Origin of the sequence: Arthrobacter globiformis, from assembly GCF_030817195.1 — a bacterium.
In the GTDB taxonomy this organism is placed as follows: Bacteria; Actinomycetota; Actinomycetes; order Actinomycetales; family Micrococcaceae; genus Arthrobacter; species Arthrobacter globiformis_D.
Genome location: NZ_JAUSYZ010000001.1, coordinates 1981041 through 2007205 on the forward strand (window position 1 = coordinate 1981041; position 26165 = coordinate 2007205).

Genomic DNA, 26165 nt, shown 5'->3' on the forward strand with positions numbered 1-26165 from the left:
CGGCCGCGGTGGAGTACCGTGGCAGATATGGCCACTCGTACTTCCCCCGCGCCAAAACGTACCTCCAGCAGTAAAGCGGGCGCATCCGCAGGGCGCAGCGGCTCCTCGGCGGCCAAATCCGGCCGGTCCGGATCGTCCGGCGGCAGTGCCCGCACGCGCCAGCTTCCTGCCGTCGAACACCGGCAGCCATGGCTGCTGCGGGTGGCCGGCGGGGCCTGGCTGGGCATCGGCCACCTGGTGGGCGGGGGAGTGCGCCGCATCGGCCAGGACGTCAGCGACCTGGCACCCGAGGACCGCCGTGACGGGGCTGCCCTGTTCAACCTGGCCCTGGCCGTCTTCATTGCCACCTTCGCCTGGTGGGGTTTCCGGGGCTGGTTCCCTGACGCTGTCTACGCCGTGGTCAACGGCACGTTCGGCTGGATGTCGCTGGTCCTGCCGCTCATGCTCTTCGTGTGCGCCTGCAGACTGTTCCGGCAGCCTGTGGACGGCCGCGGAAACAACCGAGTGGGCATCGGCTTCCTCATCATGACGTTTGCAGGCTGCGGCATCGCGCACATCGTGGGCGGCCAGCCGACTGTCAGCGAGGGCTTCGATGGGCTGCGGCAGGCCGGCGGCATGCTGGGATTCCTGGCAGCCTCCCCGCTGGCCGCCATCCACCCCGCCGTCCCGGTGGCCCTGTACGGGCTGCTGGCCTTCGTGTCCGTGCTCATCGTCACGGCCACGCCGTTCGGAGCGATTCCGCGGCGGCTGCGCGGTGCCTATGAGCACCTGATGGGCATCGACCTCCAGCAGAACGACGGCGACGCCCACGACCGCAGCTACCTGGACGAAAACAGCCGTCCCGCCCCGAAGAAGAAGCGCAAGCGGTTCTTTGGCAAGGATGAGGAAGCCGATCCCCGGCTGGAGGGCTACGTCGGAGATGAAGCCTTTGAGCATGCCGTGATCGACGACGACGACCCGTCGCCGGACGCCGGCAAGGGAACCCCTGCTGTGGCCCCCGGAGTCCGGCGGCCCACCCAGGCGGAGATCGCCGTCGAGAAGATCAAGGCAGCCCAGGGACTCGGCGCCAAGGGCGCCAACGCCGAGAACGCCACCGAGGCAATTCCGCTGGTGACGCCGGGCATGGCCGGCGCGGCCGCTGCACCGGGCGCAACTCCCGGCGCTGCAGTGCAGGTGCCCGCCAAACCTGTGGCGCCTGCGCCGCTGCCCACCCCTATTCCGCAGCGCACAGAGCAGCTCTCGCTCGCGGGCGACGTCACGTACACGCTGCCGTCGTCCGACGTGCTCACGCCCGGCTCCATTCCCAAGGAGCGAACGGAAGCCAATGACGCCGTCGTGGCCGCCCTGACGGACACGCTCCAGCAGTTCAACGTGGATGCCACCGTGACCGGCTTCAGCCGGGGCCCGACCGTAACCCGCTATGAGATCGAACTGGCTCCCGGCACCAAGGTGGAGCGGGTCACCGCGCTGTCCAAAAACATCTCGTACGCGGTCGCCTCGAGTGACGTGCGCATCCTCAGCCCCATTCCCGGCAAGTCCGCCATCGGCATCGAAATCCCCAACACGGACCGTGAGACGGTCTCGCTCGGCGACGTCCTGCGCAGCCAGAACGCCCGCCGCACCGACCACCCCATGGTCATGGGCGTCGGCAAGGACGTCGAGGGCGGCTACGTCGTGGCCAACCTCGCGAAAATGCCCCACCTGCTGGTGGCCGGTGCCACCGGTGCCGGTAAGTCCTCGTTCGTGAACTCCATGATCACGTCCCTGCTGATGCGCGCCACCCCCGACGAGGTCCGCATGGTCATGGTGGACCCCAAGCGCGTGGAACTCACCGCCTACGAAGGCGTGCCGCACCTCATCACGCCGATCATCACCAACCCCAAGAAGGCGGCCGAGGCCCTGCAGTGGGTGGTCCGCGAAATGGACGCCCGCTATGACGACCTCGCCAACTACGGCTTCAAGCACGTCGACGACTTCAACAAGGCAGTGCGCGCCGGCAAAGTCCAGCCGCCCGTGGACTCCAAACGCGTCATCCGGCCCTACCCGTACCTCCTGGTGATCGTCGATGAGCTCGCCGACCTGATGATGGTGGCGCCGCGCGATGTCGAGGACTCCATCGTCCGCATCACGCAGCTGGCCCGAGCCGCCGGCATCCACCTGGTGCTGGCCACGCAGCGCCCGTCCGTTGACGTGGTCACCGGCCTGATCAAGGCCAACGTGCCGTCCCGCATGGCCTTCGCCACCTCCTCCGTGACCGACTCCCGCGTGGTCCTGGACCAGCCCGGTGCGGAGAAGCTGATCGGGCAGGGTGACGCCCTGTTCCTTCCGATGGGTGCCTCCAAAGCGATGCGTGTGCAGGGCGCCTGGGTCACCGAGTCCGAGATCCACAAGGTGGTTGAACACGTCAAGGGCCAGCTCCAAGCCGTGTACCGTGACGACGTCGCACCCGAAGCGCAGAAGAAGCAGATCGACGACGACATCGGGGACGACCTCGACGTGCTGCTGCAGGCCACGGAGCTGGTGGTCACCACCCAGTTCGGCTCGACGTCCATGCTGCAGCGCAAGCTCCGCGTCGGGTTCGCCAAGGCCGGCCGCCTCATGGACCTGCTGGAATCACGCGGCGTGGTTGGGCCGTCGGAAGGTTCCAAAGCACGCGATGTGCTGGTCAAGCCGGACGACCTCGCCGCGGTGCTGGCTGCGATGAAGGGCCAGGAGGCTCCGGCGACGGCAGACTCGCAGACCGCCGCGCTCAGCGACAATGCCAACGCCAACATCGCCCAGGGCGGCTACGCGGAGGACCTCGTTGCCGCAGACCTGGACAACCGCACCCAGGGCATCGAATATTACGACGGCGCCGACAGTTCCGGTGACGACGAGGACGGTTCGGAGGACGCCTGGTCGCTTACCGGCCGGTAGTCCTAAGGTGAACAAGAATTTGGTAGTGCCGAAGACGGTAGCCTAGAAGGGTGACAAGCACCGAAGCGACCGCGGCCGGCTCCAACAGCTCCGGTATCTGGAATCTCCCCAACATCCTCACGATGCTCCGCATTGTGCTGGTGCCGTTCTTCGTGTGGTTCCTCATCGCCGACGCCCCCGGCCTGCGCAGCGAATCCGGGGCCTGGCGCTGGGCAGCAGTGGCGGCGTTCGCCGTCGCGATTTACACGGACAAGCTCGACGGCGACATCGCCCGCAGCAGGGGACTGGTCACCGACTTCGGCAAGATCGCCGACCCGATCGCGGACAAACTTCTGACCGGCTCCGCGCTGGTCATGCTGTGCGTCCTGAACGAGCTGCCCTGGTGGATCACCATCGTGATCCTGGTCCGTGAGTGGGGCATCACGGCGCTGCGGTTCTTCGTGATCCGCTACGGCGTCATCCCGGCATCGCGCGGCGGCAAGCTCAAGACGGTCGTCCAGACCGTGGCGATCTTCCTCTACCTTCTTCCGCTGGCACCCATCGCCCCGTGGCTGACCTGGGTGGCCTTTGCGGTCATGCTCGCTGCCGTGCTGATCACCGTCTGGACCGGCGTCGAATACGTTGTCCAGGCGCTGAAAGTCAGGTCGGAGGGGTTGCGCCGGCGGGCTGCGGAGCACGACAAGCCCAACCAGGACATCCCTAACCAGGAAGGCCATCCGTGACGAATCTGCACCGGATCGCCGGGGAGGCCGTGGCTGCGGCCGTCGGGCGTGGCGTTACCGTCGCCACCGCCGAGTCACTCACCGCCGGAATGGTGGCCGCTGTCCTGGCCGATACCCCGGGGGCGTCTGCCATGCTGCAGGGCGGCGTGGTCTCTTACAACAACACCCTGAAGCGGGACGTTCTTGGCGTTCCGCAGGACTTGCTGGACGCCGTCGGGTCGGTGGACGAAGCGGTTGCGGCCGCCATGGCGCAAGGCGCCCGGCGCGTCTGCGCCGCGGACCTGGCCGTCTCCACCACGGGCGTGGCAGGGCCCGACGCGCACGACGGCAAGGCCGTGGGAACGGTGTTCGTGGGCGTCGCCACCGCAGCCGGTGTCCAGACCTTTCCGTACAAGTTCGAGGGCACCCGGGCAGAGATCCGCGGGCTGGCCTGTGGCGCTGCTTTGGAGCGTCTGCAGGAGGCACTGGCTGCGCTGGGCTGAGCCCATGACTGCGCTAAGCTACCGGGAGTAAGGTTGCCGGGAACAAAAAGCGATTCCGAATAGTTGTCACATTGTGTCGCCTCTCCTGGAGGGAGGCGCCTAGGATGAAGAGAACAAATGCGGTTCACGTCACAGTGAATCGAAAGCATGAGGGAGCAAGGCGATACAGATGGTAAAGCAGCCCGTGTCCGTAAACGGCGTTGTCCGCTGGAAGGACGTGGGCCTCGCCGATCAGGCCAAGAGCGAACAGAAGGAGCGCAAGATGGTTGTACTTCGTCACGAAATTGGTGATGTTCTGCGCGATGTCCGCCAGCGTCAAGGGCGTACCCTCCGCGAAGTCTCGCACAGCGCCCGGGTATCCCTGGGTTACCTCAGTGAGGTGGAACGCGGCCAGAAGGAAGCGTCCTCGGAACTCCTGTCCTCGATCTGCTCGGCGCTGGACGTACCGCTTTCCAGCATGCTCCGCGAGGTCAGCGACCGCGTTGCCGTGGCTGAAGGCGTTGCCGTGCCGGATACCGTCCCGCAGGAATTCTCCCAGCGTTACGGCCGGGACCTTGAGCGCGACCTGAGCAGCGAGCTCAACAATCAACTGGCAACGGAAATGCTCTCGGGCGCCCGGTAACTGAACCCCGGTAACCCGGACCACAGAACTACAGCGAAGGCCTCCGGCAGTCTGCCGGAGGCCTTCGTCGTGCCTGGCTTCCCGTCGGGGCTGACCAGTCGCGCTCTGCTGTCCGGTTGCGCTCTGCTGTCCGGTCGCGGCTGACCAGTCGCGCCTCGATGGCTACGAGCCGTCCTGTCTAGGCGCCGTCCTTGGGAAACCCGTCACGTTCGTATGTGGCGTTGAGTTTGGCCATGTAGGCAGCCAGTGCCTCGAGATCCTCTACCGGCCATTCGCCCAGGCGCTCCCGGAACACCTGCCGCCTGGCATCCTGCACCTGGTGCATCTTCTCCTCGCCTTCGGCGGTGAGCCTGATGGTTTGCGCCCGGCCATCCAGGGGATCGGCTTCCTTGAGCACCAGGCCGATGCTTTCAAGGAACGCGATCTGCCTGCTGACGGATGGCTTGCCGACGCCGATGCAGGATGCGAGTTCGGTCAGGCGGATGGGCCCGCTCTTGCGGATGACGGTGAGCAGGCCGTAGGCGGCGGGCTCCATGTCCGGGTGGACCTCGCGCGACAGTTGCTGGGAAACGGACCGGGCCCGTCGCCAGAAAAGACTGATCTGATGCTCCACGTTGGTCAGTGCCGTATCAAGCGTGTCCTCGAAGGGGGCACCGGCTCCGGGGGCTTCAGCGGGGTTGCTCATGGCAACCATTCTAGAGTCAGCGCCCGTGAGAGACTGTATTGAGTGAGGATTAGTGATTTCTGGCGGCTGATGGACGATGAATTCGGGGCCGGGTACTCGCGCGTGCTGGGCGGTTCCCTCGTCCTTGCAGGCGTCGGCGGCCGGACGGCGAACCAGGCCCTCGCCGCCGGCGTCAGTCCACGCGACATCTGGCTCGCCGTGTGCGACGTCCAGGACGTCCCCGAGGAGCGCCGCCTCGGCCGCGACATCAAGCCCCGCCAGGGCGGCCCAGACCTGGTCTGAGCAGGTCCCGACCCCGGCCCAAGAAGCTGCTGACACGCCGACCGATTGTTCGAATATCTGTTCGGGTGCGGCTATGCTTTTTGGCAGCGGGTTATCCACATACGCACGCCTGTCCGGTAAGAATGTCAGCGGGTGGCGCTAGCGTCGGTGATGACAGACAAAGGGCCGCTGAGGCCCCTCCAAAGCGAGAAAGCATTAGAGGTGTGAACCATGGCGGCAGCCCCGGATCGTGAAAAAGCGCTTGAAGCAGCGCTCGCGCAGATTGACAAGCAGTTCGGCAAGGGATCGATCATGCGGCTGGGCGACGAAACGCGCGCCCCCATCGAAGTCATCCCCACCGGCTCCATCGCGCTGGACGTCGCACTCGGAATCGGAGGTCTCCCGCGCGGCCGCGTCGTGGAAATCTACGGACCGGAATCGTCGGGTAAGACCACCGTTGCCCTGCACGCCGTGGCCAACGCCCAGCGTGCCGGTGGCATCGCTGCCTTCATCGACGCCGAGCACGCCCTCGATCCCGAATACGCAGCCAAGCTCGGCGTGGACACGGACGCCCTGCTGGTCTCCCAGCCGGACACCGGTGAGCAGGCCCTGGAGATCATGGACATGCTGGTGGGCTCCGGCTCACTGGACATCGTGGTCATCGACTCCGTGGCAGCCCTGGTGCCGCGGGCGGAAATCGAAGGCGACATGGGCGACAGCCACGTCGGCCTGCAGGCACGGCTCATGAGCCAGGCCCTGCGAAAGATCACCGGCCGGCTGAGCCAGACCAAGACCACCGCCATCTTCATCAACCAGCTGCGTGAGAAGATCGGCGTGTTCTTCGGATCACCGGAAACCACCACCGGTGGTAAGGCGCTGAAGTTCTACGCGTCCGTGCGCATCGACGTCCGCCGCATCCAGACCCTGAAGGAAGGTGCCGATTCCGTCGGTAACCGGACCAAGGCCAAGATCGTCAAGAACAAGATGGCTCCGCCCTTCAAGATCGCCGAATTCGACATCATCTACGGCCTGGGCATCTCCCGCGAGGGCGGCATCATCGACATGGGCGTGGAGCACGGCATCATCAAGAAGTCCGGGTCCTGGTTCACGTACGACGGCGACCAGCTTGGCCAGGGCATGGAGAACTCGCGCCGCTTCCTGCGCGACAACCCGGAACTCGCTGCGGAACTGGAACGGCTCATCAAGGAAAAGCTCGGTGTGGGAACCAAGCCTGCGGCCGACGCTGAGGCCTCACCGAAGCTGAAGGCCGTTGACGGCTTCTAGCAAACGCCGGTCCTCTTCGGCCTTCGCTAAGGCCGGAGGGGACCGCACAGCAGGACCCAGCCCGGAACCCGATGAGGACCGTGATGCAGATCCCGCGTCGGTGGCGCGCGCCATAGTGCTGCGCCAGCTGACCGCATCGCCCAAGAGCCGGCTGCAGCTGGAACGCAAGCTGGCCGAGCGCAACGTGCCGGAGGACGTCGCCGCGGCCGTGCTGGACCGCTTCGAAGAGGTCCGGCTCGTTGACGACGCGGAATTCGCGGACATGTGGGTGCGGAGCCGGTCCCAGTCGCGCAGGCTGGCCAGGGGAGCCCTCCGCCGGGAACTCGCGGACAAGGGCATTGATGCTGACACGGCGGCGTCTGCCTTGGAGCAGCTGAGTGACGAGGACGAGGAAGCCGCCGCGCGCCATCTCGTGGAACGCAAGCTGCGGCCGGGGACGGACCTGTCAGGCCGGGCGGAGCGGGACAAGGCCACACGGCGGCTCGCGTCCATGCTGGCCCGCAAGGGATACCAGCCCTCGCAGGCCTTCCGGATCGTGGCCGAGGTCCTTGACGCCGCAGCCGTGGGTGCTCCGGCCTGTGAAGACTCCGCCGAGGCCACATCTCACTGGGAGTGAGCGCACCCGGTACCCTTGGCAGCCGGTACCCTTAACGAGTGAGTCTGACCTATCCTTCCCCCGCAACCGGCACCGAAAACGCACCAATCGGCGACGCCGAGGTGCCCCGCACGTATCAGGTGCGCACCTTCGGCTGCCAGATGAACGTTCACGACTCGGAGCGCATGGCGGGGATGCTGGAAGCCGCCGGTTATGTACCGGCGGACGGTGCCCAGGCCGACGTCGTGGTCTTCAACACCTGCGCGGTGCGGGAGAACGCAGACAATAAGCTCTACGGCAACCTCGGCCAGCTGGCGCCGATCAAGGCAGCCAACCCGGGGATGCAGATCGCCGTCGGCGGCTGCCTCGCCCAGAAGGACCGCGAAACCATTCTGAAGAAGGCTCCCTGGGTCGATGCCGTCTTCGGCACGCACAACGTCGGCGCCCTGCCCGCACTCCTGGACCGGGCCCGCCACAACAACGAGGCGCAGCTGGAGATCCTCGAGTCGCTGGACGTCTTCCCGTCCACGTTGCCCACCAAACGCGACTCGGTTTATTCGGGCTGGGTGTCCATTTCAGTCGGCTGCAACAACACCTGCACCTTCTGCATCGTCCCCGCCCTGCGCGGCAAGGAAAAGGACCGGCGGCCCGGAGAGATCCTCGCCGAGGTCCAGGCCCTGGTGGACGACGGCGCCATCGAAGTGACGCTCCTCGGCCAGAACGTGAACTCGTACGGGGTGGAGTTCGGGGACCGCCAGGCCTTCTCCAAGCTGCTGCGGGCCTGCGGCGAGATCCCGGGCCTGGAACGGGTGCGGTTCACCAGCCCCCACCCGGCCGCGTTCACGGATGACGTCATCGACGCCATGGCCGAGACGCCCAACGTCATGCCGCAGCTGCACATGCCGCTCCAGTCGGGTTCGGACAAGGTCCTGCGCGACATGAAGCGTTCCTACCGGTCAGCGAAGTTCCTCGGCATCCTGGACAAGGTCCGCGCCAGGATGCCGCATGCCGCGATTTCCACGGACATCATCGTCGGTTTCCCGGGGGAGACGGAGGAGGACTTCCAGGCGACCCTGGACGTCGTCGAAAAGTCACGCTTCGCCACAGCCTTCACCTTCCAGTACTCCAAGCGGCCCGGTACGCCGGCCGCGGACCTGCCGGACCAGCTGCCCAAGGCGGTGGTGCAGGAACGCTTTGAGCGCCTCACCGCCCTTCAGGACCGCATCGCCGCGGAAGAAAACGCCAAGCAGCTGGGACGCGGCGTCGAGGTCATGGTCACCGCGCAGTCTGGCCGCAAGTCCGAGGAAACCCACCGACTCTCCGGCCGTTCGCAGGACCAGCGCCTTGTCCACTTCACAGTTCCCGAGGGCGCTCCTGCCCCAAGGCCCGGAGACCTGGTGACAGTCACCATCACGGAAGCCGCCGCCTTCCACCTGATCGCCGATCCGGCCACCGCGGACGACTACTCCCTGCGCCGGTCCCGCGCCGGTGACGCCTGGGACAGGGCACAGGCCGACTCCTGCGGGGCCCCTGCGCCGGGTGCAGCAGGTGCCGGCGGGTCAGGCAAGTCCGGCGTGTCGCTCGGCATGCCCTCGCTCCCGGTGCGGAGCCGCTGACCCGGTGGCGGGCCAGCCCCCCGTCATTGCGGTCGTCGGACCCACCGGATCGGGCAAGTCCGACCTCGCCGTCGAACTTGCCCTGGCCCTGGACGGCGAGGTGATCAACGCCGACGCCATGCAGTTCTACCGCGGCATGGACATCGGCACCGCCAAGGTCACCGAAGCTGAACAACGGGGCGTCCGGCACCACCTGCTGGACATCCTGGACGTGACGCAGGAGGCGTCGGTGTCCGACTTCCAGCAGCAGGCGAGGGACGCCGTCGCCGATATCCACCGCCGCGGCAGGCGCGCCATCCTGGCCGGCGGGTCGGGCCTGTATGTCCGCGCCGCGCTCGACGTGCTGGAGTTTCCGGGAACCGACCCGGAAATCCGCGCCCGGCTCGAACAGGAGAACGCCGAGGCAGGCACTGCCGCACTGCTGGAACGCCTCCGGGCGGTGGATCCCGTCTCCGCCGGGCGTCTCGGCGACGCCCGCCGCATCATCCGCGCGCTGGAGGTGTTCGAACTGACGGGACGCCCGTTCAGCTCGTTCATGCCGACGCGCGAGTACCACCAGCCGGCCGTCCAGATCGGCCTGCAGGTGGACCGTGAGCGGTTGCGTGACCGGCTCGCCGTCCGCGTGCACCGGATGGTGGAGCAGGGGCTGCTGGCGGAAGTCGAACGGCTGGACGCCCAGGGCCTGCGCCGCGGCAAGACCGCACCGCGCGCACTGGGCTACGCCCAGTTCCTCAAAGTGCTCGACGGCGAAACGGACGCAGCGCAGGCAGCCGAGGAAACCATCGTGGCCACCAGGCAGTTCGCCCGCCGGCAGCTGACGTGGTTCCGGGCCGATCCCCGCATCAGCTGGCTGGACTGGCAGGACCCCCGGCTGGCTGCCAAAGCGGCCGACCTCGCCCGCTGAGCCAGCATCAAAGCACTGGAAGAAAGACTCTTATGCCGCTCGCAGTTGCCAGCACGCCACAGCGCACTTCGCGGCGGACCCTCACTGTTGCGATCGCCTCGCTGTTGGGCGCGACGCTGTTCTGGGCAGGCAACTACATTGTTGGAGCCGGCGCGGTCGAGAGCATCGACCCTCTCAGCCTCGTCCTGCTGCGCTGGTTGGGCGCCGTGGTTCCGCTGCTGGCTATCGCCCAGATGGCAGAGCGCCCGCAATGGCGGCAGGTGCTGGCAGCGTGGCCATGGCTGGTCGCACTGAGTGTGTTCGGACTGCTGGGCTACAACCTGCTTCTGTACACAGCTCTCGAGCACACTGATGCATTCAACGCTTCCCTCATCAATGCGTTCAACCCGGCACTCATCACGTTGGCCGCTGCCGTGTTCCTCAGGGAACGCCTGACCCGCAGGGCAGTTGGCGGTGTCCTGATCGCACTTGCCGGGGTGCTCCTTGTCCTCAGTAACGGCGACCTGGGCAAGCTGCTGCAGGCTGGCTTCGGGACGGGCGAGCTGTTCATGATCGCGGCAATTGCAGCGTGGTCCGCGTATACGATCACCGGGCGCCTGGCTCCGCCACTGCCCCCGATAACCGCCACGGCCATCCAGGCTTCGATCACGATCGTTGTGCTCGCACCATTCAGCCTGGCTGCCGGCGGTCCAGCCCTGCCCTCCACGCAGGGTGCGATTGCTTCCCTGGCCTTCATTGCGCTCTTCCCGTCTGTGCTGTCCTACCTGCTGTGGAACCGGGCCCTGACAGTCATCCCCGCCGGCAACGCCGGGGTATTCCTTAACCTCATCACCGTCTTTACAGCCTTGTTCACAATCCTCTCGGGGCATCCCTACACCTTTGCCCAGATAGCAGGCGGGGTGATTGTCATCGCCGGCATCCTCCTCACCAGCGCCCGCGGTCTGCGAGGCACAGCCAAGCCGTTTTTCTGGCGCCGCCGGCGGGCGGGTAACCTTGAACCATGAATGAAACCCTTGCAGAAACAGCCCGGCCCGCCGCCAGCACACTGAGCGGACTGCGGTTCTCCAAGGGCCATGGAACAGGCAACGATTTCGTCCTGGTCGCTGACCCCGAGGGCGTACACGCCATCTCAGCCGAGCAGGTCGCCCAGCTGTGCGACCGCCACCGCGGCATCGGCGGCGACGGCCTCATCCGCGCTGTGCCGTCCCGGCTCATGGACGAGGGCCGGCAGATACTTGCCGAAAACCCCGATGCCGAATGGTTCATGGATTACCGCAACGGTGACGGTTCCCTGTCGGAAATGTGCGGCAACGGCGTCCGGGTGTTCGTCCACTTCCTCCTGGCCGAGGGCCTCGCTGAACTGCCTGCGGGCGGCTCGCTGACCATCGGCACCCGCGGGGGAGTCAAAACCATTGTCCGCACCGGCGACGGCTACGCCGTCGACATGGGCCCCTGGGAGTTCATCTTCCCGGACGATGCTGCGGCCCGCGCCATGGATTCACTCGTCAGCGCCGACGGACTCGAGGTGGCAAGGCCGGCGCTGTCCGTCAGCATGGGCAACCCCCACACGGTCGTCGCCCTGGCCGAGCTGTCCGAACTTCAGGACACCCGGCTCTTCACAGCGCCCCACGTCGATCCCACTCCCGCCAACGGCACCAACGTCGAATTCGTTGTCCCGGCAGAGCCGCTGGTGCACGACGGCGTGGGCACCGTGACCATGCGGGTCCACGAACGCGGCGTCGGCGAAACGCAGTCCTGCGGTACCGGAGCGTGTGCTGCAGCCGTGGCCATCCGGCACTGGGCGGGGCAGGGCGCCCCGGACGCCTGGCAGGTTAAGGTGCCCGGCGGCGTCGTGGGCGTGAAGTTCTTCACCGTCGCCGGTGGCCGGGAGCACGTCGAACTGAGCGGCCCGGCAACGATCGTTGCTAGCGGGACGCTTTCCTGACCCGCAGGATCCTGAACGACTTGGATGTGCTTTCCCGTGTCACCGTGAAGGATTCGTCAAGCGCCTCTGCCAGCCAGCGCTGAAGCGAATCCGAGCCCAGGTTCTTCTGCACCACCAGCCAGGCCGAACCCCCCGGCGCCAGCCTCGGCAGCCACAGCATCAGGAGTGAGTGCAGCTCGTCCTTGCCGATCCTGATCGGCGGATTGGACCAGATGGTGTCGAAGCGGAGTTCCGGATCCACGTCCTGCGGCGTGCTGGCCGCGACGTTGCCCAGCCCAAGCAGTTCGGCGTTCCCGTTCGTGAGCGCGATGCAGCGTTCATTGACGTCCACCGCGTAGACCTGCGCGTGCGGTGCCCGCAGCGCCATGGTCAGGGCGATGGGTCCCCAGCCGCACCCGATGTCGAGCAGGTTTCCCTGCGGGGCGGGAGCCGGAACCTCAGCCAGCAGGACCGCCGTGCCCTTGTCGATTCCGTCCGGGCTGAAGATGCCCGACGACGTCTGCAGCTTCCGCGTTTCACCGGCCAGTTCCACCGTGAGGGGCTTGCGGGTGAACGGCCCCGCAGGTGAGGCGCTGAAATAGTGGGCAGACTCCATAACTGGCCAGATTAGTGGTCCGCCCGGCTGATGGGAAACCGGCCGGTGCGAAGGCGGGTGCCGGTGTTCTGCTATCCTTGAACGCATGTTCCTGATTTTTGAGTAGCCGGCTTTCTTTGCCCGCGGCCTTCAGCCGCCGGTACCGGCCCGGGGCTCCCTCCGATGCGATGCAGGTATACCGCCTTCCGCCGGAGCGCGCAGCGTGACCACAGCGCAGCCTGAAACGCAGCGCAGCCCAAACAGCACTCGATCAGTCCACTTTCGCCGGCCCAGCTTGTCCGCCGCCGGCATGTCAGGAGCACCTCCATGACCCCTCGCAGTCAGCCCAGCGCGAATACCGCAGCCAAGGGCGGCAATCAGCACTATTCTGAAGATGCAGAACCTTCAAAGGAGACCATGACCAATCAGCAAAATTCCGGATCCGACCCAGCCGCCCAGGACATGAGTCCCGAGGAGATCCAGGCTGTCATCGACCGGATTCTCGCCAAGGACGTCCCAGCCAGGAACGCAGCGGCAGCCGACGGCGGCCGCGCCGACAGCAAGGGTGTCCTGGGCAAGGCGCAGGCCATCTCACAGCTCGCCGAAGAGCACAGCACGTTCGACGGCGACCAGCAGGACCTCGAGGAACGCCGGGCACTGCGACGCACGGCCGGGCTGTCCACCGAACTCGAGGACGTCACCGAGGTCGAATACCGGCAGCTGCGCCTGGAACGCGTTGTTCTCGCCGGCCTCTGGAGCGAAGGCACCCTGGCTGACGCCGAAAACTCGCTGCGCGAACTCGCCGCGCTGGCCGAAACAGCCGGCTCGGAAGTCCTCGACGGCCTGGTCCAGCGCCGTGCCAAGCCGGACCCCGGCACGTTCCTCGGAGCAGGCAAGGCTTTGGAGCTCAAGGACGTCGTGATGTCCACCGGCGCGGACACCGTTGTGGTGGACGCCGAGCTCGCTCCGTCCCAGCGGCGCGGCCTTGAAGACATCGTCAAGGTGAAGGTCATCGACCGCACGGCACTCATCCTCGACATCTTCGCCCAGCACGCCAAGAGCCGCGAAGGCAAGGCCCAGGTGGAACTTGCGCAGCTCGAATACCTCCTCCCGCGCCTCCGCGGCTGGGGTGAATCCATGTCCCGCCAGGCCGGTGGCCAGGTGGGCGGTGCAGGCGCCGGCATGGGCTCGCGCGGTCCCGGTGAAACCAAGATCGAACTGGACCGGCGCAGGATCCGCACCCGGATGGCCAAGCTGCGGCGCGAAATCGCCGCGATGAAGCCGGCACGGGAGACCAAACGGGCCAACCGCCGTCGTAATGAAGTCCCGTCAGTGGCCATTGCCGGATACACCAACGCCGGGAAGTCCTCGCTGCTGAACCGCCTCACGGACGCCGGCGTCCTGGTGGAGAACGCCCTGTTCGCCACCCTGGACCCCACTGTCCGCAAGGCCGAGACCTCGGACGGCGTTGGCTACACGCTGGCCGACACCGTAGGCTTCGTCCGGTCCCTTCCCACCCAGCTGGTGGAGGCCTTCCGCTCCACCCTGGAGGAGGTGGCGGATGCAGACCTGATCCTGCACGTCGTGGACGTGTCCCACCCTGACCCGGAAGGTCAGATCGCCGCCGTGCGCTCAGTGTTCGCCGAGGTGGACGCCCGCAAGGTGCCCGAAATCATCGTCCTGAACAAGGCGGACGCCGCCGATCCGTTTGTGGTGGAGCGGCTCAAGCAGCGCGAACCGCGGCATGTGGTGGTTTCGGCACGCACGGGGGAGGGCATTGCCGAGCTGCTCAAGGCCATCAGCGAATCGATCCCGCGGCCGAACGTTAAGATGCAGCTGCTCGTCCCGTACCACCGGGGCGATCTAATCAGCAAGCTCCATGACTCCGACGCGGAGATCCTGAGCCTGGACCACGAAGAGGGCGGCACCCGCGCCGTGGTCATGGTCCGGGAAGGCCTCGCGGCTGAACTGGAATCCTTCAGCACCGATGACTGACGAGGCGGCAGCCGCCGGTGCCGCGGCCACGGCCGGCGAGCAGCGTGTCCTTGACCTGCTCGACCGTGCCGTGGCGGGCATGGGCGGCCAAAGCCGCAGCGGCCAGCACGAGATGGCCCGGCAGGTGGCGCGCGCAATAGAAACGGGCGACCACCTGCTGGTTCAGGCCGGCACCGGAACCGGCAAGTCGCTGGCTTACCTGGTCCCGCTCATCGCACATTCGCTTGAGAGCAACAAGCCAGCCCTCGTATCCACTGCCACCCTCGCCCTGCAGACGCAGATCGTGGGCAGGGACCTTCCCCGGCTCCTGGAAAGCCTCAAGCCGGCACTCGACCGGCCCGTGAAAATTGCGCTGGTCAAGGGCCGCGCCAACTACGTCTGCAGGCACAAACTCGAAGGCGGCTTTCCCTCCGAGGAACCCTCGGAAGGCCAGCTCTTCTCGCTGGGCGAGGACACCAGCGTCCCGCACTTCGCCGCGGCGGTAGGCGGTCCTTCCTCGCAGCTCGGCAAGGAGGTGGTCCGGCTCCGCGAATGGGCGGAGCAGACCACCACGGGCGACCGTGACGAGTTGCTTCCCGGCGTCACGGACCGGGCCTGGCGGCAGGTGTCCGTCACGTCCATGGAATGCCTCGGCTCGCAGAAGTGCCCCCTCGCCGAAGAGTGCTTCAGTGAGCTTGCCCGCCACAACGCCACGGAAGCCGACGTCGTGGTGACCAACCACGCCATGCTGGCCGTCAGCGCGTTCGAAGGACTGGCGGTGCTGCCGGAGTACGACGTCGTGGTGGTGGACGAGGCCCACGAACTCCAGGACCGGGTAACCGGCGCTGTTTCGGGGCAGCTGTCTGTGGCCATGGTCCACGCCGCAGCGTCCGGCGCCCGCAAGCACACCGGCATTACCGTTGACGCCCTCAACACAGCGGCCGCCAACCTTGAGGTGGCTCTCGCCGGCGTTCCCAGCGGCTTGCTGCCCAACGGCCTGAACGACGAGCAGCTGGACTGCGTGGACCAGCTTCGTGAGGCCTGCCGGGCGGCGCTGTCGGATTCCAAGGGGGACAGCAATACAACCGCCGACGGCGGGCGGCAGCTCGCGCGCTCCCGCCTGCTGGTGATTCTGGAGCTTTGCGAACGGCTCATCGCCGCCCGGGAAAACCGCGAGGTGGTCTGGTTCTCCCGGAACAGCACGTTTGATCCCCAGCAGGGCTACTCTGCGCCGGACGAGACTGCCCCGGCGCTGGTCAACATCGCCCCGCTGAGCGTCGCAGGCCGGCTCCGGGAAGGCCTGTTCGCCGGGCATACAGTGGTGCTGACATCGGCCACTCTTGCCATCGGCTCTGCCTTCGAACCCGCAGCCGGCGGGTTGGGCCTGGTCGGGGAGGGCGCGCCGAGCTGGACCGGCGTCGACGTGGGGTCGCCCTTCGACTACCCCAGGCAGGGCATCCTCTATGTAGCGAGCCACCTGCCGAAACCGGGCCGTGGCACCTCGCCTGAGGCGCTGGACGAACTCGAGTCCCTCATCCGCGCCTCGGGCGGGGGAGCGCTTTGTCTGTTTTCCTCGCGGAGGGCGGCCGAGGAAGCTGCGGACGCCCTGCGCACGCGGCTGGATGTCAGCATTCTTTGCCAGGGCGAATCCACCATGACGGCCCTGGTGAAGCAGTTTGCTGACGAGCCCGATACCTGCCTGTTCGGCACGATGTCCCTGTGGCAGGGGGTCGACGTGCCGGGCGGGTCCTGCCGCCTGGTGGTCATTGACAGGATTCCCTTCCCGCGGCCGGACGATCCGCTGATGACCGCGCGGTCCCGGGCCGTTGCCCAGGCCGGCGGCAACGGCTTCATGTCCGTCTCCGCCACGCACGCGGCCATCAGGCTTGCCCAGGGCGCCGGACGGCTCATTCGGTCCACGAATGACAAGGGCGTGGTGGCCGTGCTGGACTCCAGGCTGTCCACGGAACGGTACGGCGGGTTCCTGCGGGCCGCGCTTCCGCCGTTCTGGCCAACGACAGACCGGAAGACCGCCGTCGCGGCACTGGAAAGGCTCGCCGGCGCACAGGCCTGAGGAAGCCCCCGGCTGATGCTGCCCGGGGCCCAAGGCTCCCTGAAGGACGTTTCGGGGGACGAAACCCGGGGTGGCCTGCCGGCCCCGGAGGCTACAGCGAGCGGAGTACGGAAACCACCTTGCCCATGACAACGGCGTGGTCGCCGAGGATGGGTTCGTACTGCGTGTTCTGTGGAAGCAGCCACGTGTGGCCGTCACGCTGCCGGAATGTCTTGACCGTGGCTTCGTCGTCGAGCAGCGCCGCGACGATATCGCCGTTGACGGCGTCGCTCTGCCGCCGGACCACCACCCAGTCCCCATCGCAGATGGCGGCGTCAACCATGGAATCGCCTGCGACCCTGAGCATGAACAGCTCGCCGTGGCCCACCAGCTGGCGGGGCAGCGGCATCAGCTCCTCCACCATCTGGTCCGCAAGGATGGGGCCGCCGGCGGCGATCCGGCCGACCAGCGGAACCATTGCGGTGTCCATCGCGCTGGGCAGTTCGGACACGGTAGCGCCTGCGGTGCCCAGGGCCGGGGCCTTGTCCGCGCCGCCGGACTTCGCCGCCCCCGCGTCCAGGGTGAGCGGCATCAGGACCTCCATGGCGCGCGGACGCTTGGGGTCACGTCGAAGGTAGCCAAGCTTTTCCAGCTGCGAGAGCTGATGGGTCACGCTGGACAGGCTGGCCAGGCCGACGGTGTCGCCGATTTCCCGCATCGACGGGGGGTAGCCGTTCTCGTTGACCGAACGCTGGATGGTTTCCAGGATCTTCTTCTGGCGGAGTGTTAGTCCCTTGGGGGTCCGCTGAGACCGCGGGCTGCGCTGGGGAGCCTTGCCGTCAGAGGCCTGTGCTGCCATGTTCGCCAACGCCTTTCCGTTCCTCCCGGCCGCGGTAGCTGCAGTGGCCGGGAACTTCCGGCCTGAAAATGTCAGACCCTGCTGATCAACTGCAGATGTGGTTGTTCTGTGATTTCCAACGTAGGCCAGCCATAGGGCTTTTTCAAACATTTGTTCTAGCGAGTCTCGACTTAATTCGTTGATAGGTGCTAAAACTGGAAAAGCAAAGTTCGAACATGTGTTCTAGTGAGGGCCGTTTCTCAGTCCGGCGTTCGAACTGTTTGTTCGAACGCGAGGCAGTACAACTTGGTCCAGGAGGGCTCACGCCATGTCAGCTTCACCAGCAGTGTCGGCTTCAACAGCAACCCCGTTCGCGGATTCCCAGCGCACCGCGGTGTCTCAGCTGCGTGCGGTGCCTCAGCCGCGTGCAGTATCCCAGTCCCGTGCAGCTTCCCGGCCGGGCAAGCCGCCGCGCCTTCGCCTCACCCGCCGTGGCCGGATCGTCCTGATCGGCCTGCCGCTTGTTCTGCTGGCCGCCCTGATCCTGTCCCTGGCGGGGCTGCTGAACTCGCCGGCCAAAGCTGCGGACACCGCCGGCGGCCTGACCGTCACGCCCGCAGTTTCTGTCACGGTGCAGCCCGGTGAGTCGCTCTGGGCAATCGCCGGAAAAGTCGACCCCGACCGCGACCCCCGGGACGTGATTGCGGACATCGTCCAGCTCAACGACCTCCAGGCCGGGAAGGTCATGCCCGGCCAGCAGCTGTTCGTGCCGAACAAATAGGCGGTTGCCCGGCACTGGAACCGTCACAGTTTCCGGCCAGCCCTACGGGTTACTTAAACTGTCTAGGTGACTGACCAGCTTGAGCGACTGAACCGACTGCCCCTGCGGACCAACCTGAGGGGGCTGTCCCCTTACGGCGCCCCGCAGCTTGACGTTCCGATCCTGCTCAACGTCAACGAGAACACGCATGGCGTGCCCGCCGACGTGCGTGCGGCCATCACCGCGGCCGTAAGCGAGGCAGCCACCGGCCTCAACCGGTACCCCGACCGCGAATTCACCGAACTCCGGGAAGCCCTGGCAGAGTACCTCGGCCACGGGCTCAGCGCGGACAATCTCTGGGCAGCCAACGGCTCCAACGAGGTCCTCCAGCAGATCCTCCAGGCCTTCGGCGGCCCGGGCCGTTCACTCCTGAGCTTCCCGCCGACGTACTCCATGTACCCGCTCCTCGCCAGCGGCACGGACACCGCCTACATCGCCGGCAAGCGTGCCGACGACTACGGCCTCAGCGCCGAGTCGGCTGCACGCCAGGTGCGCGAACTCCAGCCCAACATCGTCTTCCTGTGCTCACCGAACAACCCCACCGGCACCGGCCTGGGCCTGGACGTGGTGGAAGCCGTCTACGAGGCGGGCGAGGCCAGCCAGGCGATCGTAGTCGTGGACGAGGCCTACCACGAGTTTGCGCACGACGGCACGCCCAGCGCCCTGACCCTGCTGCCCGGCCGGGAGCGGCTCATCGTCTCCCGGACCATGAGCAAGGCGTTCGCTCTTGCCGGTGCCCGCCTCGGTTACATGGCCGCGGCCCCGGAGGTGACCGACGCCCTGCGTCTGGTGCGCCTGCCCTACCACCTGTCCGCCGTTACGCAGGCAACCGCCCTCGCGGCCCTGCAGCACCGCGAGGCGCTTATGGCGGATGTCGAGGACATCAAGCGTCAGCGCGACCGGATTGTCGCGGAGCTGACACGGATGGGGCTGCGGCCCGCGGCATCCGACTCCAACTACGTCTTCTTCGGCGGGCTGGAGAACCCCCATGAGGTCTGGCAGGAACTGCTCGACGCAGGGGTGCTTGTCCGGGACGTCGGCATCGCCGGCCACCTTCGGGTGACCGCCGGTACTGAGACGGAAACCACAGCCTTCCTGGAAGCGCTCGAAAGCATCCTGGCCCGGCAGGCCGCACTTCCGGCCTAAACTTGAACATGGACCAGGTCAGGTCCGCCCCCATCCTTCGTCAAAGGACATCTATCACCATGAGCGACACCGGTATCAAGGCTGCCGAGGCACGGACTGCACGCATGGAGCGGGCCACCAGCGAATCTTCCGTGCTGGTGGAGATCAACCTCGACGGCACCGGAGTGTCGGACATCAGCACGTCGGTCCCGTTCTATGACCACATGCTGACGGCGCTGTGCAAGCACTCACTCATCGACATGACCGTCAAGGCCACAGGCGACACCCACATCGACGTCCACCACACCGTCGAGGACGTGGCCATCACGTTCGGCGAGGTGCTGCGCACCGCTCTGGGCAACAAGGCCGGGATCCGCCGCTTCGGCGAGGCCACCGTGCCGCTGGACGAGGCCCTGGCGCACGCCGTCGTTGACGTCTCCGGCCGGCCCTACCTGGTGCACGGCGGCGAGCCCGCCGGGCAGGAGTACCACCTGATCGGCGGCCACTTCACGGGCTCGCTGACCCGGCACGTCTTCGAGGCCATCACGCTGCACGCCGGCATCTGCCTTCACATGAACGTCATCGCCGGCCGCGACCCGCACCACATCGTGGAAGCCCAGTTCAAGGCGTTCGCGCGGGCCCTCCGTGCAGCCGTCGAGCCGGATCCCCGTGTCGAAGGCATTCCGTCCACCAAGGGAGCACTGTGACCGGCAAAGTACTGCGCGAGGGCGCGATCCTCGATCCGTCGGCCACTCTGAAGCCGGCTTCCCCGGAGGGCAAGCCCACCGTCACCGTCCTGGACTACGGCTCCGGCAACGTCCGTTCCGCCGTGCGTGCCCTGGAACGTGCCGGTGCCGAGGTCATCCTGAGTTCCAAGCCCGAGGACGTGCTGAACGCCGACGGGCTGGTCGTTCCCGGTGTCGGCGCTTTCGAAACGGTCATGCGCGAGCTCAAGGCCGTTGACGGCATCCGGATGATCGGCCGCCGCGTGGCCGGCGGACGTCCGGTCCTCGGCATCTGCGTCGGCCTGCAGGTGCTCTTCGAGGCCGGCGTCGAACACGGGACTGAAGCCGAAGGCATGGGGGAGTGGCCTGGCAAGGTGGAGCTCCTTCCCGCTGAGGTGGTGCCGCACATGGGGTGGAACACCGTCAAGGTTCCGGAAGGCTCCAGGCTTTTCGACGGCGTCGAAGCTGAGCGGTTCTACTTCGTGCACTCTTATGGCGTCCAGAACTGGGACTTCGAAGTGATCCAGCCGCGGATGGCGCCGCCCCTGGTCACGTGGTCCGAGCACGGTGCCCCCTTCATCGCCGCCGTGGAGAACGGCCCCCTCTGCGCCACCCAGTTCCACCCGGAGAAATCCGGTGACGCCGGCGCGCGGCTGCTCAAGAACTGGGTCGACGGGCTCCGCGGGCCGCATTCCCGGCAGGCGGCGGACGCCTAAATGTGGTCCATTCTCCTGATGGGACTGGCTGGCCTCCTGGTGGGCGGTGGCCTGTCCTTCAGGCAGCAGCACAAGCCGCTCTGGATCCAGATCGGCTTCTACGTGCTGGCCGCCATGTCGCTGCTGGCTGCCTACCTGCTGACCCTTCCCGGCAAATAACCAACCAACCCGCCGTGTGCGCCGCAGAAGCCGCCGCGCACGGGAACCAGCGCCTACAAGAACTGAGGACCCCTGATGACCAGCCAAAACGAGCTGCCGGTACTTGAACTGCTTCCCGCCGTCGACGTCGTGAACGGCCAGGCCGTCCGCCTGGTCCAGGGCGAGGCCGGCAGCGAGACAAGCTACGGAACGCCGCTGGAGGCGGCGCTCAACTGGCAGCAGCAGGGCGCGGAATGGGTCCACCTGGTGGATCTGGACGCTGCCTTCGGGCGCGGTTCAAACGCGGACCTGCTGCGCGAGGTGGTGGGCCGGCTGGACATCAAGGTCGAGCTTTCCGGCGGGCTCCGGGACGATGAATCCCTGGAAAAGGCACTGGACCTGGGCGTCGCCCGGGTGAACCTCGGCACCGCCGCCTTGGAGAACCCGGACTGGACCGCGCGGGCCATCGACCGCTTCGGTGACCGGATCGCCGTCGGGCTGGACGTCCGCGGAACCACTCTCGCCGGCCGCGGCTGGACCAAGGAAGGCGGAGACCTGTGGGACGTACTGGGCCGCCTCGAAGAGGCCGGCTGCGCACGCTACGTTGTTACCGACGTGACGAAGGACGGCACGCTGCAGGGACCGAACGTTGAACTCCTGCGGCAGATGGTGGAGAAGACCGGCAAGCCAGTAGTGGCGTCCGGCGGCATTTCCAGCCTTGATGACCTGAAGGTCCTGCGCTCCCTGGTGCCGCTCGGCGTCGAAGGCGCCATCGTGGGCAAGGCCCTGTACGCCGGCGCCTTCACCCTGCCCGAGGCCCTCGACGTCGCCGGACGCCGCTAGGGCATCGCCGTGACCGAGCACCAGCGCAACTCCGCGGACGGCGGCGGACCGGGCGCGGACCTGCCGCCGGCACGCCGGCTGCCCGGTCACATCGAGGCCGCCCTCGCCGGGGCAGGTGGCGCCACCGATTCGGCCGGACAGCCCTGGGCCGGACGCAGCCTCGCCGGTGACGACGCCAAGATCCACAACTTCGAGGACGACGACGGCACAGCCGACGCCGGCTACCTCACCGCAGTCTCTGCCCTTGTCGCCGGCGACGGCGACGAGGCCGCGGTGGTTGCCTCGCTCGCCACCGCCCGTGTCTTTGTCCCCGTGGTGGCACAGCTGGCGGAGGAAGCCGAGGGCGCGCATGGCGTGCACGCCGACAAGCAGGCCGACATGGCGCTGGTGACGCTCAAAGCACCCGACGGCCGCCTCGCCATGCCCGTGTTCACCTCGGCGGCAGCCCTGGCGTCGTGGCACCCGGAGGCGCGGCCCGTGGCCGTTTACGCCGCGAGGGCAGCCTTGTCCGCCGTCGCCGAAGGCGCCGAGCTGCTGGTCGTGGACCCCGGTTCGGAGATAACCTTCGTGGTCCGGCGCCCCGGCGTCTGGGCCCTCGCGCAGCAGCGGCAGTGGGTGCCGGCCTACCTGGACACCGAGCTGGCCGCGGTGCTGCGCGCCGGAGCGGACGGCAAGCCCGCAGTCCGCGGCCTCGAGGTCCTGCCCGGCGGGGGAGTGGCCACCACCACGACCTCAGGCCGCCGCGTCGATGGCGGCGGAGCCGGACCGGAACTGCGCGTGGTGCTCTATCTGGAGGACGGACTTGATGCAGCCGCGGTCCAGGCCCTCGTTGCCGGCCTCCAGGCCGAGTGGAGCCGGAATGTATTGTTTGGTGAGCGCGTTGATTCGATCGAAGTCAAGCTAAGGCGCGCCGCGCAGTAGCCGCGGGCCCGGTGGGCCCGTTCCGTTGCTGTCCGGCGGCGAAACTGAGGATCCACCTGTGAATTTCAGCCTGTACCGGGAGCTGCTGGCCGTTCGGCCCATCCGCCGGCTCCTGGCGGTGGGCATGATTGCCCGCATTCCCCATTCGGCGGCGGGCGTCCTGCTGACGCTGCACATCGTCCTGACCCTCGGCGAGGGCTATGCGGCCGCGGGAACGGCGGCCGCCGTGATGACCATCGGAATCGCGCTTGGCGCACCTTGGCGCGGCCGCCGGGTGGATACGGCGGGTCTGCGGACGGCCCTGATACCTTCCGTGATTTCGGAAACCGTCATCTGGTCCATCGTGCCGCACGTCTCCTACCAGTGGCTGCTGCCCCTCGTGTTTGTCGGCGGCCTGCTGACCCTTCCCATTTTCAGCGTGGTGCGGCAGTCCCTGGGCGTGCTGGCGGACGGTGACCAGCGCAGGACCGCGTTCGCGCTGGACGCAGTCAGCACCGAGCTGGTGTTTATGATCGGCCCGGCAGCGGGTGCTGTGGTGGCCACGAGCGGCCATTCCGTGCTGGGGCTGACCGCCGTCGGTGTCTCGACGTCGCTGGCCGGGCTCTTCCTGATGTGGTTCAACCCGCCCACCCGCAGTGCTGTCCGCAGCGAATCCTGTGAGGCGGACGAGCAGGAAGCTGCGGAGGTAGCCGTTGTGGCCGCCGCCCCCGCACACCTGCAGGAGGCTGCGGCTGAGCTCGGCCCCGCGGCGGCGGGCAGCAGGCGGCGGGCTGTTTTGAAGGGCCGGGTGGCGCACAGCTTCGGCTGGTTCACCGCAGCGGTAGCCGCGGTCTTCGCCGTCGCCGCCGGCGCCGGCATGGTGCTCAGCGGCACCGACGTGGGCATCGTGGCCGCGCTGGAGACCGGGGGCCACCAGGCCGAGATCGGCGTTGTGTTCCTCTTCTGGTGCGCCGCCTCGGTGGTGGGCGGCCTTGTTTACGGGGCCATGCACCGGCCTGTTTCACCGATTCTCCTGCTGCTGGGCATGGCTGCCCTGACCATTCCCATGGGCTTTGCCACCGACACGCTGACGCTCAGCCTGCTGTCGCTGCTTCCGGGGCTCCTGTGTGCTCCGGTCCTTTCGGCAGCTTCCGAGAAGGTGGCCGAACTGGTCGATGAAGCCCGGCGGGGCGAGGCCATGGGCTGGTACGGGTCCGCGCTGACCGCGGGCGTGGCACTGGGGGCTCCGCTGGCCGGACTTTTCATCGACAGCATTGGCGCTGCGGGAGGCTTCGTGTCCGTCGGAGTGGCAGGAGTGCTGCTTTGCGTCGTGGGGCTTGTCCTGCAGCAGCGGCGCCGCCGCGCCGCCACATCCTGACGGGCCGCCACGACCTGACGGGCTCGGGCTTCGTTGGGTGAGGTTTCGGTGTTTCGGTGGGAAGGACTTCCCCGGGAAGTGCCCCAAGAGACAAAAACGGCGGCGGTCCGGCCCCGAAGAGCCGGCCCGCCGCCGTCGAAGTTCAATCCTTAGTTCACTGCACCGGTGAATTTCTCACCGGGACCCTTGCCCGGGGGATCCGGGATGATGGACTCTTCGCGGAAGGCGAGTTGCAGTGACCGCAGGCCATCGCGCAACGGACCGGCATGCTGCGAACCGATTTCCGGGGCGGCCGCCGTCACCAGGCCGGCGAGGGCGGTGATGAGCTTGCGGGCCTCATCCAGGTCCTTCAGCTCAGCGGCGTTCTCCTCTGCGGCCAGGCCGAGCTTCACGGCGGAGGCGCTCATCAGGTGCACGGCGGCCGTGGTGATGACCTCGATCGCAGGAACTTCGGAGATGTCGCGGATTTGCTGCGTGACGTCGTCCCCGGCGCCAGGCGCCTGGTAGACGTGTGAATTGCTGTCTGGAGTGCTCATACTGGTAAGCTTGTCACAGACCGACTGGATGTCGTTATTTTGCCGTGGATGAGACCCACTGCCGCGAATGTGCGGTAAGCGGGCATCTTTATGTAGAATTGATATTCAGTTTGCAAGCGGAGTTCTCTCCCACCCGCGTCAGCCGTTTTTCCCGGAAGTTTCAGGGAAGCAAGGTTGCCGGGTAACGGTCGGGCGGTTCACCGGGCAGGAGCCTGGGGAAGTGCGTGCAGTCCCTCGCGGGATGTGCACATCCGATCCTTTGAGGCCTTCGATTGCTCCGGCAATTGGGGGCCTTCTCTATTTTGCCGGTGGAACACCCATCACGAACACAGGAGCTTTAACATTAGCGAGCCAAGAATCAATGAGCGTATCCGCGTCCCTGAGGTGCGGCTGGTCGGCCCTGCCGGCGAACAGGTAGGAATCGTCCGTATTGAGGATGCCCTGCGTCTGGCTGCCGAGTCCGACCTGGATCTCGTTGAAGTTGCACCGCAGGCCAAGCCTCCGGTGTGCAAGCTGATGGACTTCGGCAAGTACAAGTACGAAGCCGCGGTAAAGGCCCGTGAGGCCCGGAAGAACCAGACCAACACGGTTTTGAAGGAAATCCGGTTCCGCCTGAAGATCGACACCCATGACTACGAGACCAAGCGCGGCCACGCCCTCCGCTTCCTCGGAGCCGGGGACAAGGTCAAGGCCATGATCCAGTTCCGTGGCCGTGAGCAGCAGCGTCCCGAAATGGGCCTGCGCCTGCTTCAGCGTTTCGCGGAAGATGTCGGTGAGGTCGGTGTCGTGGAGTCCAGCCCCCGCATCGACGGCCGCAACATGGTCATGGTCATCGGTCCGCTGAAGAACAAGGCAGAAGCCAAGGCCGAAGCGCGCCGTGCAACGCAGCGTGCGGAAGCCAAGGCCCAGAATGAAGCCAAGGCCGCAGGCCGCGTGGACACCTCCGGTGACGATCAGGCACCCCTGACGCAGTCGCTTGCCGACCTTCTGCCGGAAGGCTTCCAGGTTTCCACGGAGGCCGCTGTGCAGGACGCCCCGGCAGTAGCTGAGGCAGCCGCTCCGGAAGCCGCCGTCGAAGCGCCCTCGGTTCCGGTCGAAGTAGCTCCGGCTGCCGAGGCTCCCGCGGAAGCACCCAAGGTTGCCGAGGCGCCCAAGGTTGCCAAGGAGGCCGAGCCGAAGCGCGAGGTACCCAAGGCTGCAGCACCCAAGGCAGCCCCCGCAGCACCGAAGGCGGCAGCGCCTGCAGAGCCGAAGGCGGCAGCGCCTGCAGAGCCGAAGGCGGCAGCGCCTGCAGAGCCGAAGGCTCCCGTAGCTGAATCGCCTGCTCCCGCAGCGCCGAAGCCTGCGGCTGCCCCGGCCCCGCCCAAGCCGGTGGCCAGGCCGGCAGCGCCGAAGCCTGTTGCACGACCCGCAGCGCCCCGGCCCACGCCAAAGCCGGCGGGCAAGAAGACCACCTAGTTCGAAACTGCGGAAGGCATCGCCTTCAGGCAGCCAGCAACCAGCATGCCGCCCG

Annotated in this window: 26 protein-coding genes; 22 read left to right on the plus strand and 4 right to left on the minus strand. The window is 67.0% G+C overall.

What is annotated here, in order from left to right; all coding sequences use genetic code 11:
- The first annotated feature begins 27 nt into the window (after positions 1-27).
- The 4 genes from QF036_RS08960 to QF036_RS08975 all read left to right on the plus strand — a co-directional run bounded on the left by QF036_RS08960 (position 28) and on the right by QF036_RS08975 (position 4742).
- Positions 28-2916: an FtsK/SpoIIIE family DNA translocase gene (locus QF036_RS08960; RefSeq protein ID WP_307101079.1), complete on the plus strand. Its 2889-nt coding sequence runs from the start codon at positions 28-30 to the stop codon at positions 2914-2916.
- A 50-nt stretch (positions 2917-2966) separates the two neighbouring features.
- Positions 2967-3638: a CDP-diacylglycerol--glycerol-3-phosphate 3-phosphatidyltransferase gene (gene pgsA / locus QF036_RS08965; RefSeq protein ID WP_307101081.1), complete on the plus strand. Its 672-nt coding sequence runs from the start codon at positions 2967-2969 to the stop codon at positions 3636-3638.
- The gene (locus tag QF036_RS08970; protein ID WP_307101083.1) at positions 3635-4120 is read left to right on the plus strand and encodes a CinA family protein; all 486 of its coding nucleotides are present in this window, start codon (positions 3635-3637) and stop codon (positions 4118-4120) included. Before pgsA ends, QF036_RS08970 begins: the two co-directional genes overlap by 4 nt.
- A gap of 169 nt (positions 4121-4289) precedes the next feature.
- A complete protein-coding gene (locus QF036_RS08975; protein WP_307101085.1) occupies positions 4290-4742 on the plus strand; it encodes a helix-turn-helix domain-containing protein in 453 nt (150 codons plus the stop codon).
- Between the two features lie 178 nt (positions 4743-4920).
- On the opposite strand, the gene QF036_RS08980 is transcribed toward QF036_RS08975, so the two are convergent.
- A complete protein-coding gene (locus QF036_RS08980; protein ID WP_307101087.1) occupies positions 4921-5427 on the minus strand; it encodes a MarR family winged helix-turn-helix transcriptional regulator in 507 nt (168 codons plus the stop codon).
- Between the two features lie 42 nt (positions 5428-5469).
- On the opposite strand from QF036_RS08980, the gene QF036_RS08985 reads away from it, so the two are divergent.
- From QF036_RS08985 to dapF, 7 genes are all read left to right on the plus strand, one after another.
- Entirely contained in the window at positions 5470-5709 is a 240-nt protein-coding gene (locus tag QF036_RS08985) for a DUF3046 domain-containing protein (protein ID WP_307101089.1), read from the plus strand.
- A 210-nt stretch (positions 5710-5919) separates the two neighbouring features.
- Positions 5920-6972, plus strand: coding sequence for a recombinase RecA (gene recA / locus QF036_RS08990; RefSeq protein WP_307101091.1), 1053 nt, complete (start codon positions 5920-5922; stop codon positions 6970-6972).
- A 100-nt stretch (positions 6973-7072) separates the two neighbouring features.
- Positions 7073-7588, plus strand: a complete 516-nt coding sequence (locus QF036_RS08995; RefSeq protein WP_307105865.1) for a regulatory protein RecX — start codon at positions 7073-7075, stop codon at positions 7586-7588.
- Between the two features lie 38 nt (positions 7589-7626).
- Positions 7627-9183, plus strand: a complete 1557-nt coding sequence (gene miaB, locus QF036_RS09000) for a tRNA (N6-isopentenyl adenosine(37)-C2)-methylthiotransferase MiaB (protein ID WP_307101093.1) — start codon at positions 7627-7629, stop codon at positions 9181-9183.
- 4 nt (positions 9184-9187) lie between these two features.
- The gene (gene miaA, locus QF036_RS09005; protein WP_307101094.1) at positions 9188-10087 is read left to right on the plus strand and encodes a tRNA (adenosine(37)-N6)-dimethylallyltransferase MiaA; all 900 of its coding nucleotides are present in this window, start codon (positions 9188-9190) and stop codon (positions 10085-10087) included.
- A gap of 32 nt (positions 10088-10119) precedes the next feature.
- A complete protein-coding gene (locus tag QF036_RS09010) occupies positions 10120-11091 on the plus strand; it encodes a DMT family transporter (protein ID WP_307101096.1) in 972 nt (323 codons plus the stop codon).
- Positions 11088-12032 carry a diaminopimelate epimerase gene (gene dapF, locus QF036_RS09015; protein WP_307101098.1) on the plus strand — a complete coding sequence of 315 codons (945 nt, stop codon included), beginning with the start codon at positions 11088-11090 and terminating at the stop codon, positions 12030-12032. The genes QF036_RS09010 and dapF overlap by 4 nt, the downstream gene beginning before the upstream one ends.
- On the opposite strand, the gene QF036_RS09020 is transcribed toward dapF, so the two are convergent.
- Complete coding sequence (locus QF036_RS09020) at positions 12013-12627, minus strand: class I SAM-dependent methyltransferase (RefSeq protein ID WP_003798746.1); 615 nt, start codon at positions 12625-12627, stop codon at positions 12013-12015. The genes dapF and QF036_RS09020 overlap by 20 nt on opposite strands.
- Positions 12628-13023: 396 nt before the next feature.
- Here QF036_RS09020 and hflX point away from each other — a divergent pair, with 396 nt between their 5' ends.
- Together hflX and QF036_RS09030 are read left to right on the plus strand one after the other, a co-directional pair.
- On the plus strand, positions 13024-14601 hold the full coding sequence (gene hflX, locus QF036_RS09025) for a GTPase HflX (RefSeq protein ID WP_307101101.1): 1578 nt from the start codon (positions 13024-13026) through the stop codon (positions 14599-14601).
- Positions 14594-16654, plus strand: a complete 2061-nt coding sequence (locus QF036_RS09030; RefSeq protein WP_307101103.1) for an ATP-dependent DNA helicase — start codon at positions 14594-14596, stop codon at positions 16652-16654. The genes hflX and QF036_RS09030 overlap by 8 nt, the downstream gene beginning before the upstream one ends.
- Before the next feature lie 91 nt (positions 16655-16745).
- Here the strand turns inward: QF036_RS09030 and lexA are convergent, their stop codons facing one another.
- Positions 16746-17492, minus strand: coding sequence for a transcriptional repressor LexA (gene lexA / locus QF036_RS09035; protein WP_307101105.1), 747 nt, complete (start codon positions 17490-17492; stop codon positions 16746-16748).
- 307 nt (positions 17493-17799) lie between these two features.
- Between lexA and QF036_RS09040 the strand changes: the two genes are divergently transcribed.
- The 8 genes from QF036_RS09040 (at position 17800) to QF036_RS09075 (ending at position 24116) form a co-directional block, all read left to right on the plus strand.
- Positions 17800-18252, plus strand: a complete 453-nt coding sequence (locus QF036_RS09040) for a LysM peptidoglycan-binding domain-containing protein (RefSeq protein ID WP_307101109.1) — start codon at positions 17800-17802, stop codon at positions 18250-18252.
- Between the two features lie 66 nt (positions 18253-18318).
- Positions 18319-19437 carry a histidinol-phosphate transaminase gene (locus QF036_RS09045; protein ID WP_307101111.1) on the plus strand — a complete coding sequence of 373 codons (1119 nt, stop codon included), beginning with the start codon at positions 18319-18321 and terminating at the stop codon, positions 19435-19437.
- 59 nt (positions 19438-19496) lie between these two features.
- Positions 19497-20123, plus strand: coding sequence for an imidazoleglycerol-phosphate dehydratase HisB (gene hisB, locus QF036_RS09050; protein ID WP_003798736.1), 627 nt, complete (start codon positions 19497-19499; stop codon positions 20121-20123).
- Complete coding sequence (hisH, locus tag QF036_RS09055) at positions 20120-20857, plus strand: imidazole glycerol phosphate synthase subunit HisH (RefSeq protein WP_307101113.1); 738 nt, start codon at positions 20120-20122, stop codon at positions 20855-20857. Before hisB ends, hisH begins: the two co-directional genes overlap by 4 nt.
- Positions 20858-21016 (plus strand): hypothetical protein, encoded by a 159-nt coding sequence (locus QF036_RS09060; protein WP_307101115.1) that lies wholly within the window; start codon positions 20858-20860, stop codon positions 21014-21016.
- 75 nt (positions 21017-21091) lie between these two features.
- Positions 21092-21838, plus strand: coding sequence for a bifunctional 1-(5-phosphoribosyl)-5-((5-phosphoribosylamino)methylideneamino)imidazole-4-carboxamide isomerase/phosphoribosylanthranilate isomerase PriA (priA, locus tag QF036_RS09065; protein WP_102970896.1), 747 nt, complete (start codon positions 21092-21094; stop codon positions 21836-21838).
- A gap of 9 nt (positions 21839-21847) precedes the next feature.
- Positions 21848-22759 (plus strand): SseB family protein, encoded by a 912-nt coding sequence (locus QF036_RS09070; RefSeq protein WP_307101116.1) that lies wholly within the window; start codon positions 21848-21850, stop codon positions 22757-22759.
- 58 nt (positions 22760-22817) lie between these two features.
- Entirely contained in the window at positions 22818-24116 is a 1299-nt protein-coding gene (locus QF036_RS09075) for an MFS transporter (RefSeq protein WP_307101118.1), read from the plus strand.
- A gap of 149 nt (positions 24117-24265) precedes the next feature.
- Here the strand turns inward: QF036_RS09075 and QF036_RS09080 are convergent, their stop codons facing one another.
- Positions 24266-24652, minus strand: coding sequence for a DUF1844 domain-containing protein (locus tag QF036_RS09080; RefSeq protein ID WP_003798723.1), 387 nt, complete (start codon positions 24650-24652; stop codon positions 24266-24268).
- Positions 24653-25036: 384 nt separating this feature from the next.
- On the opposite strand from QF036_RS09080, the gene infC reads away from it, so the two are divergent.
- Positions 25037-26110: a translation initiation factor IF-3 gene (infC, locus tag QF036_RS09085; RefSeq protein ID WP_307101119.1), complete on the plus strand. Its 1074-nt coding sequence runs from the start codon at positions 25037-25039 to the stop codon at positions 26108-26110.
- Positions 26111-26165: the final 55 nt, after the last annotated feature.